The sequence below is a fragment of the Arthrobacter sp. Hb9-2 genome (assembly GCF_059091165.1).
Genome location: NZ_JBNHGJ010000019.1, coordinates 25,413 through 42,414, shown reverse-complemented (window position 1 = coordinate 42,414; position 17,002 = coordinate 25,413). Strand labels below are relative to the sequence as shown.

The following is a 17,002-nucleotide window of genomic DNA, read 5'->3' as shown; positions in this document are numbered from 1 at the left end:
AATGAACGCACATGAAATAGACCAGCAAACGCTGCTCCAGAACGAACGGGACCCCCTCACCCACACCCCCGTCCACCTGCTTTCCCTCGAGGGCGTGGGCAAGCATTACGGCAACATCATCGCCCTGAGCGACGTCACCATGGCCGTGGATAACGGCCGGGTCACCTGCGTCCTTGGCGACAATGGTGCAGGCAAGTCAACTTTGATCAAGATCATCGCAGGCCTGCACCAGCATGACGCAGGGGTGTTGAACATCATGGGCGAGGAACGGAAGTTCTCTTCCCCCCGTGATGCTTTGGATGCAGGCATTGCCACCGTGTACCAGGACCTCGCGGTGGTGCCACTGATGCCGATTTGGCGGAACTTCTTCCTCGGCTCGGAACTGACCAGCGGTTTCGGCCCGTTCAAGAGCATGGACGTCGAGAAGATGAAGGCCATCACGCTCAAGGAACTGGCCGAGATGGGCATCGACCTGCGCGATGTGGAACAGCCCATCGGCCAGCTCTCTGGCGGTGAGCGCCAGTGTGTGGCCATCGCCCGGGCGGTGTACTTCGGCGCCAAGGTCCTCATCCTGGACGAGCCGACGGCGGCCCTCGGCGTGAAGCAGTCGGGCGTCGTCCTGCGCTACATCCTGCAGGCCAGGGACCGCGGACTCGGAGTCATCTTCATCACCCACAACCCGCACCACGCCTTCCCGGTGGGGGACAGGTTCCTGCTGCTCAAGCGCGGGAAATCAATCGGCTACTACGACAAGAAGGACATTTCCCTGGACGAGCTGACGGCCCAGATGGCCGGCGGCGCAGAACTCGCAGAGCTCGCCCACGAGCTGGAGCAGCTCGGCGGTCACAGTGATGTGGTCAAGGAAGTCCAGGCCGAGGTCGCCGACGTCACCCACGGCGCAGAAACGCCAAGGGAAAGCAGCCCGCGGCACGCCTAGCAGGGGGAGGAGGGGACCCGCGGCTAGAATGCGCCCCCTCGCCATGCCGCAAGTGCACCACAACATCAGACGGGAAGACAGTATGACGATCCGGGTTGGCGTCGCCTGATCCATCCCTGTTCACACCATCGAAAGGACGAGCCATTGGCTTATATCTCACAGCACCCTGCGGCAGCGCCCGTACCGGTCCGGATTGGACTCATCGGCTCAGGCTGGATGGGCGCGTTCCATGCCGAAAGCATTGCCCGCCGCGTCCCCGGTGCCGATCTAACCGCTATCGCGGACCCCAACGTGGAGTCCGCGCAAAACCTTGCCCAGGAACTGGGGACCGCGAAGGTGACGGCGGTTGCCGACGATATCCTGGCCGATCCGGAGATTGACGCCGTGATCATCGCCAGCCCGGCACGGTTCCATTCCGCCCTGATTGCCCAGGCCGCGGCAGCCGGAAAACACGTTTTCTGTGAAAAACCGGCCGGCCAGTCCCTGGCCGAACTCGATGCCGCCTTGGCCGCTGTGGACGAAGCCGGCGTCCTGTTCCAGATCGGCTTCAACCGCCGCTACGCGGATGACTTCCAGGCAGCGAAGAAGGATCTCGCCGCCGGAGTGGCGGGTACCCCTCAACTCCTGCGCTCGCTGACCCGCGATCCCGGGACGGGAAGCATCCCCAACGCCGCCAGGGTCCCGGCCTGGACCATCTTCCTGGAGACGCTCATCCACGACTTCGACACCCTCAACTGGTTCAACGAGGGGGCCGAGCCCGTGGAGGTCTACGCGGTGGCGGATGCGCTCGTGGAGCCGTCCCTGCGCGACCAAGGGTTCCTGGACACGGCTGTGGTGACCATCCGGTACAGCAACGGCGCCGTGGCAGTGGCCGAAGCGAATTTCAGTGCACTGTACGGGTACGACGTCCGCGGCGAAGTCTTCGGCTCCAAAGGCATGGTGCAGGCCGGCCGGGCCACCGAAACGGCGTCCCGGCGTTATACCGCAGAAGGACTTTCGGCGGACACGCCCCGGCTCAACGTGGAGCTGTTCCGCCAGGCCTATACGGACGAACTCGCCGACTTCGCCGCCGCGGTGCGGGCAAGGCGCGACGGCGTGGCCTCGCCGTCGTCGGATGTCACCCTTACGCCCGGCGCCGCCGACGCCCGCCGCGCCCTGGCGATGGCCCTCGCCTGCATCGAGTCGGTCAAAAGCGGCGCCCCGGCTGCCGTCGCCCAGAAGGCAAACGTCTGATGCGGCTGGCCGTCTGTGCGGAAATGGTGTTTCTGGACCTGCCTTTCGTGGAACGGGTCCGCCGGGTCCACGAGGCCGGATTCGATGTGGAACTGTGGGATTCGCGGACCAAGGACGTCAAGGCATTAGCGGCCACCGGCGCAGTATTTTCCTCGATGACCGGTTACGCGTCCGGCAGCCTGGTGGATCCGGACACGGCCGATGACGTGGTGCGGACAGCTGAATCGCTGATCCCCACAGCCCTTGAACTTGGCGTCAGCCGGATGGTGGTGCACCCGGCGGAATTGGTGGAAGGCCGGGCCGCCCGCCCCGCCTACCGTTCCACCGGCCGCATGTGGGCCACCGGCGCACGGACGCTGGAAAGGCTCGGCAACCTGGGCGAGAAGCACGGCGTGACGTTCTGCCTGGAAAACCTGAACACCATCCTGGACCACCCCGGCATTCCACTGGCACGGGCCAAGGACACCCTCGCCCTGGTGGAGGCCGCCGGGCACCCGAACGCCAAGCTGATGCTGGATCTCTATCACGCCCAGCTGGGGGAGGGGAACCTCATCGAACTGGTGAGGCGCGCCCTGCCGTACATCGGGGAAATCCAGGTGGCGGATGTACCCGGCCGCTGTGAGCCCGGAACCGGAGAAATCAATTACGCAGCTGTTGCCAGGGCCCTCGCCGATGCCGGCTACGAGGGCACAGTGGGCCTGGAAGCATGGGCCAGCGACAGCAGCGCCCAGGCCCTCGATGCCTTCCGGAACGCCTTCACCGTGTATGCAGAGGAAAAACAATGAAGGATGTAACGCTTGGCCTGGTAGGGGTTGGCCGGATCGGCGTCATGCACGCCACCAACATCGCAGGCCTCAACGCGGTGCTCAACCCGAAGGGCATCAACGTCAGGCTCAGACTCACGGATGTGGCCGAAGAGCACGCGCGGACCGTGGCAGCCGGCCTGGACGCCGGGTTCATGCCGTCCGTTGAAGCCCTCCTTGCCTCCGGCGTAAACGGCCTGGTGGTGGCAACAGGCACCGCCACCCATCCCGAGCTGATCAAAGCCGGGGTGGACGCCGGCATCCCGGTCCTTTGCGAAAAACCGGTGGCAATGAATGTGGCGGATGCCCTCCCCGTGCTCGATTACATCCGCAGCAGGAACGGCGTAGTCCAGATTGGCCACCAGCGCCGCTTCGATTCCGGCTACCTGGCAGCCAAACGGGCCTACCAGGCAGGCGAGTTGGGCTGGATCCATTCCCTGCGCGCTGTCACCTGTGACATGGCACCGCCCCCCGTGGAGTTCCTGGCCACGTCCGGGGGACTCTTCCGCGACTGCTCCGTCCACGATTTTGACATCCTGCGCTGGTTGACCGGCCGCGAGATCGTCGAGGTCTACGCCAAAGGCTCCAACAACGGTGATCCGGCAATCGGCGAAGTAGGGGACGTGGATACCGCGCTGGCGCTGGTGACTTTCGACGACGGCACCGTGGGCACTGTCTCAGCGACGCGTTACAACGGGGCCGGCCACGATGTCCGGCTGGAGATCCAAGGGTCCAGCCGGTCGCTGACGGTGGGACTGGATGAGAAGACCGCCATGGCGTCGGCCGAGCCCGGCGTAGGTTTCCCTTCCGGTGAGCCGCACAGGACGTTCGCCGAGCGCTTTGACCAGGCCTACCGTTCCGAAATGGCCGCGTTCGTTGAGCTTGTCCTTGGCCAGCGTGGCAATCCCTGCACGCCGGAGGACGCAGTGGCCGCCTCCCGGGTGGCCGACGCCGCCCAGGAATCGTTGGCCACTGGTGTCCCGGTGAGGGTGGAACCAGCCACGGCGGGCGTCCGCTGAAAGTTCGGGTGCGAGTTCTTGTCCAGATATGCAGGCCTTGAGGTGGTGCCTGAAGTCCGCATATGTGGACAAAAACTCTAGGTGGCGGCCAGTCCGGAGGAGCGCCGGACCATCAGGACGGGTTCCAGCTTACGGGTCACCGGCGGTCCTTGGCTGCCCGCCCCGCGCTCCAGCATCACCTGTGCCGCGAACCGGCCGAGTTCCCCGGCGTGCTGGTCAATGGACGTCAGGCCGATCAGAGGAGAGGCCGCCACCTCGATGTTGTCACAGCCCACGACTGCCACATCATCCGGGACCTGCAGTCCGCGGGAAGCGAGGGCTTCCATGATGCCGATGGCAGTGAGGTCGTTGTGGGCAAAGATCGCTGTGGGCAGGGCGGCGCCGGAAGCCAGGAACTGTTCCATGACGTCCCGGCCGCCGCGCTCGGTCATGTCGCTGTGCACCAGCATCGGCTCAAGGCCGAACTGCTTCATGGCGTGCAGGTAGCCTTCGCGTCGCACGGTGTACGGCAGCCAGTCCGAAATATCCACGTGGGCAATCCGCCGGTGCCCCAGTCCGTGCAGGTGCTCCACGGCGAGTGCTCCGGAGCGGAAGTCATCGGTCAAAACTGAATCAACGCCGTCGGCCTCCAATTCCCTGGTGATGACGACGGCGGGCGTTCCGCGGAGTGCGGCCTCCAGTTCACCGGCCGAGCCGGTATAGCCGGCCAGGATCACACCGTCCACCCGCAGGTCCACGAAGTTCTTCACGGCTTCGAGTTCAGTGCGGGGATCAGCGGAGCCGACGGCGACCATCACCTGGTTGCCGCTGCCGGCGAGGCCCTCGGCAATGCCGTCGTAAATGTCGGCGAAGACCGAGTTGTGCAGGTCAAGGAAGAGGACGCCCAGGGTGTTGGTGCGGCGGCTCGCCAGCCTGCTGGCCAGGCGGTTGGGGGAGTACCCCAGGGCGGCGGCGCTTTCCAGCACCGCCGTCCGCTTGGCGGGCGAGACCTTCGGGGAATCGCGCATCACCAGGGAGACCAGCGCCCGGCTCACGCCGGCTTCACGTGCCACATCCTCCATGGTCACGGACCGGGCGGGGGAAGTCTGCTTCAAAGGTGTCCACTGTCCACTATGCCATCGTCCGGCCGTGCCGCGTTCAGGCGCCGAACGGCAGTCGGGGGTCGATGTCCTGCCCGTCCCACGTCTGGCGCACCCAGCCGTGGTGGGGGTCGTCACTGATGAGCCATTCGCGCACCGGTCCAGGTCCGGCCATCACGTTCAGGTAATACAGGTCGTAGCCGGGAGCGGCCATCGCGGGACCGTGCCAGCCGTAGGGAACCAGGACAACGTCGCCGGTCCTGACCTCGGCGGACACCTCGATGGGACGGTCATCGGAAGCGTAGACGCGCTGGTAGCCGATGGCATCGGCGTCGGCCGGGGCAGCTGAACCGGCGGCCACCTGTGTCTCGAAGTAGTAGATCTCCTCCAGGTGCGTCTCGCCGTCCTTTTCCTCATCGTGTTTGTGAGGGGGGTAGGAGGACCAGTTGCCGGCGGGGGTGAGTACTTCGCAGACGATGAACCTGTCGGCTTCTAGTGCGGCGGGCGTCCCGAAGTTGTGGACCTGGCGTGAGCAGTTGCCGGCCCCGCGCAGTTCCACCGGGGTCTCGGCGGCGGTCACCAGGCGGGTGGGGTACGAATCCTTTGCCGGTGCGGTGGCAACCGCCACCCGGCCGCCGTCGGCCGAGCTGATGGTGACCTGCCGCCCCGTGCCGGAGTAGAGGACGTCGCTGGGGCCGTGGAACACGGAGGAGCGTCCCGCCAGCTGGTATTCCGCGCCGTCCATGGTGACGGTGAAGGACCCGTTGAGCGGGACCACAATGCGTTCCTCGTCTGCGGCCGGGAGGACGACGTCGGCCCTTGCAGCGAGGGTGGCAACTTTCAGGCCGGTGTGGGCCCACCCTTCCACGGCGAGCGCGGAATCGGAGGTACCGATCGAGACGTCCCACTTGCCGTCGGCGGCGGTGCCCAGGGGGTAGACCCAGTTGGTCATGGAGTTGACTCCTTGGATTAGCGCTGTACGAGTGTCATTTCAAAGCTGTAGGAATCCGCGCGGTACACATGGTGGCCGGTTTCAACCCGGCGGCCGGTATCGTCCACTGCGGTGCGTTCCATGGTGACCAAGGCGGATCCCTGCTCTGTGTCGAGCATGCCGGCCTGGTATTCGTTTGCGGTCATTGCCCCGATCCGCTGGGTGGCCAGCCGGAAGTTGACGCCCCCGCGGCGCAGGATGGCGTAGAGCCCCTCTGCGGACAGCATCGCCTCGTCCATATCCGTGATGTCGTCGCGGACCCAGTTCTCCATCAGGGCCAAGGGCTTGCCGCCCACTTTCCGCAGCCGGGTGAAGTGGTAAACCTTTGAACCGGCCGGGAGCTGCAGTGTGGCCAGGGTGGCTTCGTCCGCCTCGATATGGGCGAAGCTCAGAACCTCGGTGGTGGGTTTCTTGCCGTTGTTGGTGAGGTCGTCATAGAGGCTGGAGAGTTCCAGCGGGCGCCGCACCTGGCTTGACACCACCTGGGTTCCCACACCTCGTTTCCGCACCAGCAGCCCGGACCTGACCAGCTCGTCCATGGCCTTGCGCATGGTGGGGCGGGAAAGGTTCAGCTGGGCCGCGAGGTCGATCTCGTTGTCCAGCCGGCTGCCCGGTTCCAGGACGCCGCTGTAGATCGCCGCTTCTATGCCCTGGACCACTTGATGATAAAGGGGCACAGGGGAAGATCGATCCACGCTGAGACCCAGGTTGTTTGCCACTTTTACGTTCCTGCTCCTCGGTTACAGCTTCGACCCGGTCGGGGCCAGGAAGCGCTTGACCACTTCGCAATATGTTCGCTTGATAGGACATAGTCTCCTCCTCGATGGTAGCAGGCCGGATTGGCCGGTCAAGAGCCCGCGGCGGAATAGAGCAGGGCAGCACGGGCTGAGGTAATTGTTCTGGCATTAGGGCTTTTCATTGACAGCCGCTGTCAGAGCGCTCTAAAGACGGTGGCACGCATCACATCGAAGCAACCGTCCCTGAGAGAATCTGAGGCAACAATGCTTTTGCAGAACCAATCCCCTGGCACTAAAAGCCGCGGCTACCTCGCGCGGCTGACAGTGATTTCCACCCTCGGCGGCCTGCTCTTCGGCTACGACAAAGGCGTTATCTCCGGCGCACTCTTGTACATGAACGACTCGCTGAACATGAACTCCGTTGAGGAAGCAACAGTGGTGAGTGCGCTGCTCTTTCCTGGCGCGGCGGTGGCGCCCTGGCCGGCGGCCGCATGGTTGACATGCTTGGACGCCGCGGCTCCCTGCTGATTTGCGCGCTCCTGTTCCTCTTCGGCGCCATCGGCTGCGCTATTGCCCCCACTGTTACCTTCATGATCGCGGCCCGCATCCTGCTGGGCCTGGGCGTGGGCGCTGCAGCCGTCACCTGCCCGCTGTACCTGGCGGAGATGGCACCCGCCCACCTCCGCGGCCGGATGGTGACCATTAATGAGCTCATGATTGTGACAGGCCAGATGCTGGCTCCACAGACGCGGGGTCAGATACCGCCCATCCGGAACTCCTGGACGGGCGGTATCTGGCCCCGCTTTGCTTTAGGTTTAGAGCGTGAACCTCTCCGGAAACCTGGGCCCCCACCCCCACACCCTCGAAGTCCAGGACCTTGAAAGCTTCGACCAGCTGGTCGGCGCAGGAGCCCCGGACATGCACGGCTGGCATGCGCAGTCCCTGGACCTGCGGGGGAGGACGGCCGCGCTGGAGGGTATGAACGTTGAAGGCGCCATCTTCCTTGGCTGCACCTTTGACGATGGGACAGAGGATACCCTCCGCCGCCGCGGCGCCTTGATTTTTCCGCGCCTCGAGTCCGTTCCGTTCAACCCCTACCGGGGCAGTTTGTATTCGCCCGCAGAGCTTTACGCCGGGCTCGCCGATGCCCCGTACGAGCAACTCCCCGACGCCCGCATTTACCAGTGGAGTATCCAACCGGGGCAACGGCACCGGCTTGACGCCACCCTCGCCTCAGCGCTGCACGACCACGCTGTCGGCGATGCCCTCGAGGAGGCAATCCATTCCGGGCCGTTCGCAGCCCGGTCCGTGGTGGGTGTGATGGGTGGACATGCTGCCCAGCGGGGGAGTGCGGACTATACCCAGGCAGCACGGCTCGGCTGGCTGCTCGCCCGAAACGGGCACGTGGTGGCCACCGGCGGCGGACCGGGAGCAATGGAGGCAGCCAACCTGGGCGCCTACCTGAGCCAAACGGACGACGGCGGGCTGCAGGCTGCGCTGGCGGGCCTCGCCTCCGTCCCGGGGTTCCGTCCCTCCGTGTCTGCGTGGGCGCGGGCGGCCGCTGCCGTCGTCGAACGTTTTCCGGGTGGAACGCCGTCGCTTGGCATCCCCACCTGGTTCTACGGACACGAGCCGCCCAACTACTTCGCCACCCACATCGCCAAGTACTTCGCCAACGCCATCCGCGAAGCCATCCTGCTCGAGCTGTGCCAAGGGGGCATCATCTTCCTGCCCGGAGCCGCAGGGACGGTCCAGGAGATTTTCCAGGACGCCTGCGAGAACTACTACGGCGCCCGCGAGAAAATCACGCCCATGGTGCTGGTGGGCAGGCACCATTGGGAACACCGGTATCCGGCGTGGCCCATGCTCCGCAGCCTGGCTGAGGGAAGGCCCATGGCCGAACGGATCTTCCTGGTGGACACAGTGGACGAGGCAGTGGCCGTCCTTCGCGGCTAGCCAGGACATCGGCGTGGATCAGGCTGCTCAGAGATCCTTTCGGCACTGGGCCTTGCTGAGTTCGAACAGGCCGTTGAGGTCCCCTGTGGACAACCCCTCAGGAGTGCCGATCTCCGGGTACATCAGCTGGGTGGGGTCCGTTACGTGGTCAAGGCCCATCACATGGCTGAGTTCGTGCAGGATCACTGCCGTGGCATAGAGGGGGCCATCGGGGTTCAGCAGTTCGTCCGCAATCTGCGGTGCGTCCAGGTCCAGGCCGCCGGTAACAAAGGTCTTCGGGCCGTCGCCGTAGCTGTAGTGGGTGCTGCCGCCGGTGCCGATTACTTTGCCCTTCAGCTGCGGCGCCACATCCGGTGTGGTCCATGCAATGAGCAGCGGAGCCCAGCGCTCGCCGTAGGCATCAGGCTGGTACGGGGGCCGTTGGGGCGACGGCTGTTCGGTTGTGGTGCCATCGTAAACGAAAGCAATGCCTGTGGCTGCGGAAATAGTAGTGATGGCGTCTGCGACCAGCTGCTGCGCCCCCGCCGGCGCCAAAGCATCGTTGACGACATAGTGCAGTGGCCGGCACGGGGAGTAACCTACTGGGCTGCCGTCGCCGTTGACTGCCAGGAACCGGTACGCGTCACTGCCCATCGTGGGTGGCGTGGGCTGGCCGAGGGGAGCATCCTTTTCCTCAACTCCCACCGGCGGCGCTCCCGTCCGTGCCTCTGCAGGGGTTTGCGCTCCGGCCTCCCCGGCAGTCCCGGCTTGGGGCACGCCGCCTTCTTGCCCGCCGGTGCCCTGCCCAAAGGGCCCCGGACCAAGGCGGACATCGAGGAGATCCTTGAACCGCGGATCGTCAAGCACCAGCGCTGCCCCCACCAACGCTGCGGAGAACAGGGCGCCTGTGAGCACGAACCGAAGGGCCTTGCCGGTACTTCCAGTGCGTGCCCGCCTTCCGGTGTGGCGCGGCGGCTGGCCCTCCACTACTGCATCCCCATTATTCTGTCCCCCCGCTTATCCACTACTGCCAGTGAAACCCTACTGCTAGTGGACGACAGTGCCGAAGACCAGCCCCAACAGGTACGTGACGGCTGCGGCGCCCAGGCCAATGGCGAGTTGCCGCAGGCCGCGGGTCAGCGGCGAAGTGCCGGAGAGCAGGCCCACAATGCCGCCGGTCACCAGCAGGGCGAGGCCCACGAGTACGCCCGCTACCACCAGGGCAGCCACTCCGGTCAGTCCGAACAGGAACGGCAGGATGGGGACGATGGCGCCTGAAGCAAAGAAGCAGAAGCTGGACAACGCTGCGCCCCAGGCGGTGCCCACGGCTTCGTGCTGGTCCTCGGCCTCGGGAAGCTCCGGCTGCAGGGACAGGCTGGGGTCGCAGTCGCAGGACAGGAGGCCCATGCGTTCGGCGACCCTGTGCTGCGCCGCTTCCTGGGACATTCCCCTGGCCAGATAAACGAGCAGCAGTTCGTTGTGCTCGATGTCCAGCTTCGGGGCGGCTGCCAGTGTGACCTGCGTGGGGCGGGTGGCTGCCAGGAGCTCGCGCTGGGAGCGGACCGAGATAAATTCGCCGGCTCCCATGGACATCGCACCGGCCAGCAACCCGGCGATGCCACTGAGCAGCACCACACTGCTGGCTACGCCCGATGCTGCCATGCCCATCACCAGGGAAAGGTTGCTGACCAGGCCGTCGTTCGCACCGAACACGGCGGCACGGAAGGTGCCAGCCAGCCGGTTGCGGCCCCGGGTGGCCAGCCCCCGTACTACTTCCTCGTGGATCTGCTCGTCTGCGGCCATTGCAGCAGTGGCGTTGGGATCCTTGGCGTAGGGGGAGCGGCCTTCTGCCCGTTGGGCCAGCGCCAGGACAAAGACGGAGCCGAAGTGGCGCGCCAGGAAACCGAGCAGCTGGCTCCGGATTGACGCCGGCCGGGCCCTGCCGGCGTGTTCACCGAGGAGGCCCAACCAGTGGGCCTCGTGCCGTCCCTCCGCTTCGGCCAGGGCCAGCAGGATGTCGCGTTCTTCGCCCTGCCGGTTCTGCGCAAGGTCCCGGTAGACGGCGGCTTCGGCCCGTTCGTCCGCCAGGTACTGGCGCCAGCGCCGGATGTCCGCGGGTGTGGGCTGGGCTGCGCGCCGGGCTTCCGCGCCTGGCAGGGATGGAGCGGGAACTGACGGAACAGAATCCGAGGGAACGGACCCTGCAGGGGAGTCGCGGTGGTGGTCTGGATTGGCGTGCTGGGACACGAAAACTCCTGGGCTGGATGGGGCATGGTTCGGCCCCATTGCTCCGCCAGCTTACAGAGGAAATCCGCGGTTTTTCGGCTGGCTTCCCTCACTCCTGGGTTTCGGTGACCCTCAAAATCAGCAGGCTTCCGGAGGCATTTGGGGCAAGCAGCGCACCCTTGACCGTGGCTCCCGGCGGTGCTGTGATGAAACTGTGGCGCACGCCAGCGCCCTGTAAGAGCACGTCAGGCGAACAAACGGAGGTTGGATCATGGGCACCACCGGACCGCACGCGGACATGCCGCACCTGGAAGCCGTCGAAGCGGACCCCGCTTACGACTACGCAGAGGATGCACCCGTCAATGAGGACGACTGGGACACCGAGGATGACCTCCTGGACGAAGAGGAGCCGGTGGTACACCCGGCCCCGATAGTCATCGACGCAGAGGACCGCCCGGTTCCGCTGGACCCGGACGAGATCCGCGAGACCGAATAGGACGGACGACGGCGGCACCTCCCCTTCCGCGGAATGCGAAGGGGAGGTGCCGCCGTCGTATGCGGGGCAGTTAGCTGCTGCTACGGGGCGGACACCGGTTCCGCCGGAGCATCCGGGGCTTCCTGCCCGGCGACCCGGCGCTGCCAGTTGCGCATCACCTGGGGGTCCGTGGGCTTGGTCAGCAGGGAGACCGCAACGTACACCACGGCGGAGGCGAGCAGGCCGTAGTAAATGGGCTCATTCGCATAGATGCCGTCCAGCGGCGCTTTGGCGTTGATCTCCAGGATGATCATGGTGCCGAGCGTGACTACCGAACCCACAGCCATGGAAGCGGCCGCGGCCACACCGGTGCCGCGCTTCCAGACCAGGCCGCCGAGGATGGCCACAAGGAGGCCGCCCACCAGGATGTCGTACGCGATAGTCAGGGCCGCGACCACGTCCTTGGTGATAATGGCGATGACGATGGCGATGATGCCCAGGGACAGGACCCAGATGCGGTTGGCTTTGACGTCGTGCTCGGGGTTGTCCGTGTCCTCCGTGTTAATGGTCTTGCCGAACCAGCTGGCCACAAACGGCAGGACGTCGGCGCGGGCAACGGTTGCGGCGGCGATGAGGGCGCCTGAAGCTGTTGACATCATGGCAGCAACAGCGGCGGCCAGGACGAGTCCGCCGATGCCGACGGGCAGCAGGGTCTGGGCCACTTCGGCATAGACGTCGTCCTTGGCGGCAATCTCCATGTTTGACAGGGCCACGCTGGCGCCCATGCCGATCAGCGCGCCGGCAACACCGTAAAGGATGCAGTAGATGCCGGCCGTGGCGCCGCCCCACCGGGCCACTTTGGCCGTCTTGGCCGTGAAGACGCGCTGCCAGATGTCCTGGCCGATCAGCAGGCCGAGGGTGTACACCACGAAGTAGGTGATGATGGTCTGCAGGCCGATGCCGTCGATCTGGAAGAAGCTCTCGTCAACACGGCTGCGGATGCCGTCGATGCCGCCCGCGGCGTTGAGGGTGAAGGGGAGCATCAGGAAGAAGATGCCAACAGTCTTGATGATGAACTGCACCTGGTCCGCCAGGGTGATGGACCACATGCCGCCCACCGTGGAGTAGACCAGCACAATGGCGCCGCCGACGGCGATGGCAATGGCGCGGTCCCAGCCGAAGAGCACCACGAAAATGGTGGCGTAGGCGCCGGTGGACGTGGCGCAAAGCATGAGCGTGTAGGCGAGCATCACGATGCCCGATGCCTCAGTGGCCCGGCTGCCGTAGCGCAGGGTAAGCATCTGCGAGACGGTGTAGATCTTCAGCTTCTGGATGGTCCCGGCAAACAGCAGGCTGAGGAGCAGGACGCCAGCGCCGATGGCGACCACGAGCCACATGCCTGAGATGCCGAACTTGTAGCCAAGTCCTACACCGCCGACTGTGGAGGCGCCGCCCAGGACGACGGCGGCCATGGTGCCGGTGTACAGGAAGGGGCCAAGGCGCCGGCCGGCGACAAGGAAGTCGCTGTTGTTTTTGGTGCGGGACTTGCCCCACCAGCCGAATGCCAGCATTGCGAGAAGGTACACCACCACGATGGCGATGTTGATGACATTTGCGTCCACGTTGGACTCCTTGGAGCTGTTTGGCAGCCGGGGTGGTCTCCGGGGAATTGTTGGGGAAGCCGGAAGCCGCTGCACGAGGGGTGGGATGAGAGTAAGTTCTCAGATATTGCCTTATAGGCAACAAGTGTTTTCCAAAGAGTAGGCTGTGACCGTGGTAACAGTCAAGGGGATGTTGCTGCCGGCAGCCACGCGCGCCACGCAGGCGTCACAGAAGCTGCTGGCCATTAGTATTGCTCCAGAGTGGGGCCGGGCGGCCGGCCATGAAAGGTACGCAGATGAAGGCACTGCCAGTTGAGCCGAGTAACGTACCCGTTGCCATCGGTTCCAGGATCCGGGCCGCACGGCAGGCCCAGCGGCTCACTATTGAACAGGTAGCTGACGCCACCGGGCTGACCAAAGGGTTCCTCAGTCGGGTGGAGCGCGACCTGACCTCGCCTTCGGTGGCTTCCCTCGTGACCCTTTGCCAGGTGCTCTCAATCTCCATCGGGGAGCTCTTTGCTGCGCCGGAGACCCACCTCACCAAGCGTAATGACGGGCCGCGGATCTCGCTCGGCGGCCAAGGCATCGTGGAGCGCCTGCTCACCGCCCGTTCAGAGCGGCGCATCCAGATCATCCAGGCCTGCATCGAACCGCACGGCCGCGGCGAGACCGAGCTCTACGCCGTGGACTGCGACGTGGACGTACTCCATGTCATTAAGGGCAATATCAGGCTGATCCTTACCAACGAGGAGTACGACCTCAGCGCCGGGGATACCGTGACCTTCCCTGGCCGGGAGCCGCACACCTGGATCAACCCCACCGACAAGCCGGTGGAAGTTCTCTGGGTCCTGGTCCCGGCTGCCAGCCGCTGATCCCAAGCCGACTTGTCCCCATCGCGCTCCCGCCCTGATAGGCCACACCCTCGAAAGGGTCGAAAGAGTAAACAACTGGTGCACACAGGGAAACAAGCTGTATGATGGCAGTCACATCAGTCCCTCAACTCCTCGAAGGAGAGGCCTCCATTGGAAGAGCTGCGCATCGAAGCCAACGGCAACCTTGGCCCCATCGATTCATCCCGTATTCCCCGTTACGCCGGGGCTGCCACCTATGCCCGCCTTCCGCGCCTGGACCAGGTGGAAAAAGCGGACGTCACGGTGGTGGGCGTTCCCTTCGACTCCGGCGTCTCCTACCGCCCCGGCGCCCGCTTCGGCGCCAACCACGTCCGGGAAGCCAGCCGGCTGCTGCGCCCGTACAACCCTGCCTGGGACGTGAGCCCCTTCGAAAACATCCAGGTGGCCGACGCCGGTGACATGGCGGTCAACCCCTTCAACATCAATGAGGCCATCGAGACCGTGCAGCAGAACGCGCTCGACCTCACAGCCGGCGGCAGCAAGCTGGTGACCCTCGGCGGTGACCACACCATTGCGCTGCCCCTGCTCCGCGCCGCCGCCGAGCGTGCCGGCGAACCCATCGCGATGCTGCACTTCGACGCGCACCTGGACACGTGGGACACCTACTTCGGCGCCGAGTACACCCACGGCACACCGTTCCGCCGCGCCGTCGAGGAAGGCATCCTGGATACCGAGGCCATCAGCCATATCGGCACCCGCGGGCCTCTTTACGGCAAAAAGGATCTCGACGACGACCATCGCTTTGGATTCGGCATCGTCACCTCCGCGGACGTCTACTACCAGGGCGTCCTGGAGACCGTGGCCAAGGTCAGGGACCGGATCGGAAACCGCCCGCTGTACATCTCGGTGGACATCGACGTCCTGGATCCGGCCCACGCCCCGGGTACCGGCACACCCGAAGCCGGCGGCATCACCAGCCGCGAGCTGCTGGAAATCATCCGCGGCTTCCGCGGCATGAACCTGGTGGGCGCCGACGTCGTGGAGGTTGCCCCCGCCTACGACCACGCCGAGATAACTGGCGTGGCCGCAAGCCACGTGGCCTTCGAACTCGTCACCTTGATGGCAGACAATGCCGTGGCGGGGGACCGCTTCGGAGCGGCCACGGGCTACGCGGCCCAGGCCCTCGGCCAGGAAGTCCGCCGCCCGGCAGGCTTCGCCGCGGCCGGCAAGGAGTAGCCGGCATGATCGACTTCGACCCGGGTACGGCCGCTCCCACAAAGGCGACGGGTGCCCGCAATGGCGGGGACCTCGTAGTCGAAACGCTGGAAGCCCTGGGCGCGAAAACCGTCTTTGGCATCCCGGGCCAGCATGCACTGGGGCTCTTTGATGCAATGGGGCGCGGCAACCTGCAGTTCGTGTCGTCGCGGGTGGAGAACAATTCCGCGTTCGCTGCTGACGGGTATTCACGGGCAACCGGCGAGGTGGGTGTCCTTTTCCTGTCCACCGGCCCCGGCGCCCTGACGTCCCTGGCCGGGCTGCAGGAAGCGTATGCCACCGGCGTTCCGATGGTGGTGGTGGCGAGCCAGATCCCGCTTGAGGGGCTCGGCGCCCGGCGCAAGGGCATGCTGCACCAGCTGGACGACCAGAAGGCGTCGGCCGCCAACGTCACCAAGAGCCAGCGGCTGATCCAGCACGCATCGGGCATCCCGTCGGCCATCCAGGACGCCTGGACCGAAGCCATCTCATCGCCCCAGGGGCCGGTGTGGATCGAAATCCCGCAGAACGTCCTGCTGGACCCGATCATGGTGCCTCCCGTGGAGGACGCCCTGGCGGAAGCGGCGGACAACCCGCCGCGGGTGGAGCTCGTCCGTGAAGCGGTGAAATGGCTGCGGGCCGCGGAACGTCCGGCCATCATTGCTGGCGGCGGCACCCGGCGGGGCCGGGCAGAGAAGTCCTTGCTCTCCCTCGCAGAAAAGCTTCGCGCCCCCGTGATCTGCACCCCGGGCGGCAATGGCGCGTTCCCCTGGAACCATGAACTGTCGCTGCAGTCCTGGATCGAGGACCGCCACATGACCGATGTGCTGGAGGACGCTGACGTCCTGGTGGTGATCGGTTCGTCCCTGGGTGAGGTCACCTCCAACTACTTCACCTTTGAGCCGCGGGGCAGGATCATCCAGATTGACGCCGAGCCCCGGGTCCTGGAGTCCAACCGACCAGGTCTGGGCATCCGTGCCGACGCCGGGCAGGCACTGGCCGCCCTGGACGAAGCGCTGGTGGTTGAGCATGCGGAAACCAGGCCGAACTGGCACGGGACGTCGCCGGAGGACCTGGTGAAGGAATCACTCGCGAAGGTCCGTGCCCGCCTGGAATCCCAGGACCTGGGCAAGGAACTGAAGTTCATGTCCGACATCCGTGAAGCAGTCCCCGCGGACATGCAAACCTTCTGGGACATGACGATCTCCGCTTATTGGGGCTGGAGCTGCTGGGATGCGCGGGAGGGCCAGTTCCACTCGGCGCAGGGTGCCGGCGGCCTGGGTTACGGCTTCCCGGCAGCCATCGGCGCGGCAGTGGGACTGGAAACGGTGGGCAGGCCCGGCCGGGTACTTGCCGTGTCCGGCGACGGCTCATCGATGTACTCCATCTCCGAACTGGCCACTGCCAAGCAGCACAACGTGCCGGTCACCTGGCTGATTGTGGACGACGGCGGCTACGGAATCCTTCGCGAATACATGGTGGGTGCGTTCGGCAAGGCCACCGCCACCGAACTCGCCCGGCCGGATTTCGTCAAGCTCGCCGAAGCGTTCGGCGTGCCTGCCACGAAAGTGGCCCCCGAGGACGTGGGGGAGGCGCTGAAGGCGGGCTTCATTGCCGACGGGCCCAACGTCGTCGTGGTGGAAACGCTCCTGAAGATGTTCGCGCCCACCCACTTGCCTGCCTAACTGCTCCGGTCTTGCGCCGGAACCGAAAGCTAAAGGCCCCGCAGCACGAGTCCGTGTTGCGGGGCCTTTTTGGCAACCGCTCCGCCTGATGGGGGACAAGCGGAGTAGCTGAAACCAGAGTAATAGAAAGCATGCTTACGTTTCAAGCTTCGGCTGCGACCGGTTCTGTTCGCGGG

17 protein-coding genes are annotated in these 17,002 nt (G+C 65.4%); 11 read left to right on the top strand and 6 right to left on the bottom strand.

The window, feature by feature from the left end; all coding sequences use genetic code 11:
• Position 1: 1 nt before the first annotated feature.
• The 4 genes from AC5RV1_RS12170 to AC5RV1_RS12155 all read left to right on the top strand — a co-directional run bounded on the left by AC5RV1_RS12170 (position 2) and on the right by AC5RV1_RS12155 (position 3,992).
• Positions 2-937, top strand: a complete 936-nt coding sequence (locus AC5RV1_RS12170; protein ID WP_493994728.1) for an ATP-binding cassette domain-containing protein — start codon at positions 2-4, stop codon at positions 935-937.
• Between the two features lie 144 nt (positions 938-1,081).
• Entirely contained in the window at positions 1,082-2,170 is a 1,089-nt protein-coding gene (locus tag AC5RV1_RS12165; RefSeq protein ID WP_493994727.1) for a Gfo/Idh/MocA family oxidoreductase, read from the top strand.
• A complete protein-coding gene (locus tag AC5RV1_RS12160) occupies positions 2,170-2,955 on the top strand; it encodes a TIM barrel protein (RefSeq protein WP_493994726.1) in 786 nt (261 codons plus the stop codon). Before AC5RV1_RS12165 ends, AC5RV1_RS12160 begins: the two co-directional genes overlap by 1 nt.
• Complete coding sequence (locus tag AC5RV1_RS12155) at positions 2,952-3,992, top strand: Gfo/Idh/MocA family oxidoreductase (protein WP_493994725.1); 1,041 nt, start codon at positions 2,952-2,954, stop codon at positions 3,990-3,992. Before AC5RV1_RS12160 ends, AC5RV1_RS12155 begins: the two co-directional genes overlap by 4 nt.
• A 77-nt stretch (positions 3,993-4,069) precedes the next feature.
• Here AC5RV1_RS12155 and AC5RV1_RS12150 read toward each other — a convergent pair whose 3' ends face one another.
• The 3 genes from AC5RV1_RS12150 to AC5RV1_RS12140 are packed head-to-tail and all read right to left on the bottom strand — an operon-like array spanning position 4,070 to position 6,781.
• Positions 4,070-5,086 carry a LacI family DNA-binding transcriptional regulator gene (locus AC5RV1_RS12150; protein ID WP_493994724.1) on the bottom strand — a complete coding sequence of 339 codons (1,017 nt, stop codon included), beginning with the start codon at positions 5,084-5,086 and terminating at the stop codon, positions 4,070-4,072.
• A 43-nt stretch (positions 5,087-5,129) separates the two neighbouring features.
• Entirely contained in the window at positions 5,130-6,023 is an 894-nt protein-coding gene (gene iolB / locus AC5RV1_RS12145) for a 5-deoxy-glucuronate isomerase (protein WP_493994723.1), read from the bottom strand.
• A gap of 17 nt (positions 6,024-6,040) precedes the next feature.
• On the bottom strand, positions 6,041-6,781 hold the full coding sequence (locus AC5RV1_RS12140) for a GntR family transcriptional regulator (protein WP_493949052.1): 741 nt from the start codon (positions 6,779-6,781) through the stop codon (positions 6,041-6,043).
• Positions 6,782-7,063: 282 nt separating this feature from the next.
• Here AC5RV1_RS12140 and AC5RV1_RS12135 point away from each other — a divergent pair, with 282 nt between their 5' ends.
• Genes AC5RV1_RS12135 through AC5RV1_RS12125 form a run of 3 tightly spaced genes read left to right on the top strand, consistent with a single transcriptional unit; the run spans position 7,064 to position 8,755 of the window.
• Positions 7,064-7,327: a hypothetical protein gene (locus AC5RV1_RS12135; RefSeq protein WP_493994722.1), complete on the top strand. Its 264-nt coding sequence runs from the start codon at positions 7,064-7,066 to the stop codon at positions 7,325-7,327.
• Positions 7,291-7,680, top strand: coding sequence for an MFS transporter (locus tag AC5RV1_RS12130; protein ID WP_493994721.1), 390 nt, complete (start codon positions 7,291-7,293; stop codon positions 7,678-7,680). Before AC5RV1_RS12135 ends, AC5RV1_RS12130 begins: the two co-directional genes overlap by 37 nt.
• The gene (locus AC5RV1_RS12125; RefSeq protein ID WP_493994720.1) at positions 7,622-8,755 is read left to right on the top strand and encodes an LOG family protein; all 1,134 of its coding nucleotides are present in this window, start codon (positions 7,622-7,624) and stop codon (positions 8,753-8,755) included. Before AC5RV1_RS12130 ends, AC5RV1_RS12125 begins: the two co-directional genes overlap by 59 nt.
• Before the next feature lie 27 nt (positions 8,756-8,782).
• On the opposite strand, the gene AC5RV1_RS12120 is transcribed toward AC5RV1_RS12125, so the two are convergent.
• Both AC5RV1_RS12120 and AC5RV1_RS12115 read right to left on the bottom strand, forming a co-directional pair.
• Positions 8,783-9,721, bottom strand: coding sequence for a matrixin family metalloprotease (locus tag AC5RV1_RS12120; protein ID WP_493994719.1), 939 nt, complete (start codon positions 9,719-9,721; stop codon positions 8,783-8,785).
• A 60-nt stretch (positions 9,722-9,781) separates the two neighbouring features.
• Positions 9,782-10,891: a VIT1/CCC1 transporter family protein gene (locus AC5RV1_RS12115; protein WP_493994755.1), complete on the bottom strand. Its 1,110-nt coding sequence runs from the start codon at positions 10,889-10,891 to the stop codon at positions 9,782-9,784.
• A 340-nt stretch (positions 10,892-11,231) separates the two neighbouring features.
• Here AC5RV1_RS12115 and AC5RV1_RS12110 point away from each other — a divergent pair, with 340 nt between their 5' ends.
• Complete coding sequence (locus tag AC5RV1_RS12110; RefSeq protein ID WP_493949056.1) at positions 11,232-11,456, top strand: hypothetical protein; 225 nt, start codon at positions 11,232-11,234, stop codon at positions 11,454-11,456.
• Between the two features lie 80 nt (positions 11,457-11,536).
• On the opposite strand, the gene AC5RV1_RS12105 is transcribed toward AC5RV1_RS12110, so the two are convergent.
• Positions 11,537-13,057, bottom strand: coding sequence for a sodium:solute symporter family protein (locus AC5RV1_RS12105; protein WP_493994718.1), 1,521 nt, complete (start codon positions 13,055-13,057; stop codon positions 11,537-11,539).
• Between the two features lie 275 nt (positions 13,058-13,332).
• On the opposite strand from AC5RV1_RS12105, the gene AC5RV1_RS12100 reads away from it, so the two are divergent.
• From AC5RV1_RS12100 to AC5RV1_RS12090, 3 genes are all read left to right on the top strand, one after another.
• Positions 13,333-13,908, top strand: a complete 576-nt coding sequence (locus tag AC5RV1_RS12100; protein WP_493949058.1) for a cupin domain-containing protein — start codon at positions 13,333-13,335, stop codon at positions 13,906-13,908.
• Positions 13,909-14,058: 150 nt separating this feature from the next.
• A complete protein-coding gene (gene speB / locus AC5RV1_RS12095) occupies positions 14,059-15,123 on the top strand; it encodes an agmatinase (protein ID WP_163165588.1) in 1,065 nt (354 codons plus the stop codon).
• A 5-nt stretch (positions 15,124-15,128) separates the two neighbouring features.
• Positions 15,129-16,826, top strand: a complete 1,698-nt coding sequence (locus AC5RV1_RS12090; RefSeq protein WP_493994717.1) for a thiamine pyrophosphate-binding protein — start codon at positions 15,129-15,131, stop codon at positions 16,824-16,826.
• Positions 16,827-17,002 lie beyond the last annotated feature (176 nt).

Excerpts from the sequence above, each read along its gene's own strand:
- AC5RV1_RS12170 (WP_493994728.1), top strand. The coding sequence starts at position 2 with ATGAACGCACATGAAATAGACCAGCAAACGCTGCTCCAGAACGAACGG.
- AC5RV1_RS12160 (WP_493994726.1), top strand. The coding sequence starts at position 2,170 with ATGCGGCTGGCCGTCTGTGCGGAAATGGTGTTTCTGGACCTGCCTTTC.
- AC5RV1_RS12155 (WP_493994725.1), top strand. The coding sequence starts at position 2,952 with ATGAAGGATGTAACGCTTGGCCTGGTAGGGGTTGGCCGGATCGGCGTC.
- iolB (WP_493994723.1), bottom strand. The coding sequence starts at position 6,023 with ATGACCAACTGGGTCTACCCCCTGGGCACCGCCGCCGACGGCAAGTGG.
- AC5RV1_RS12135 (WP_493994722.1), top strand. The coding sequence starts at position 7,064 with ATGCTTTTGCAGAACCAATCCCCTGGCACTAAAAGCCGCGGCTACCTC.
- AC5RV1_RS12130 (WP_493994721.1), top strand. The coding sequence starts at position 7,291 with ATGGTTGACATGCTTGGACGCCGCGGCTCCCTGCTGATTTGCGCGCTC.
- AC5RV1_RS12110 (WP_493949056.1), top strand. The coding sequence starts at position 11,232 with ATGGGCACCACCGGACCGCACGCGGACATGCCGCACCTGGAAGCCGTC.
- AC5RV1_RS12100 (WP_493949058.1), top strand. The coding sequence starts at position 13,333 with ATGAAGGCACTGCCAGTTGAGCCGAGTAACGTACCCGTTGCCATCGGT.
- AC5RV1_RS12090 (WP_493994717.1), top strand. The coding sequence starts at position 15,129 with ATGATCGACTTCGACCCGGGTACGGCCGCTCCCACAAAGGCGACGGGT.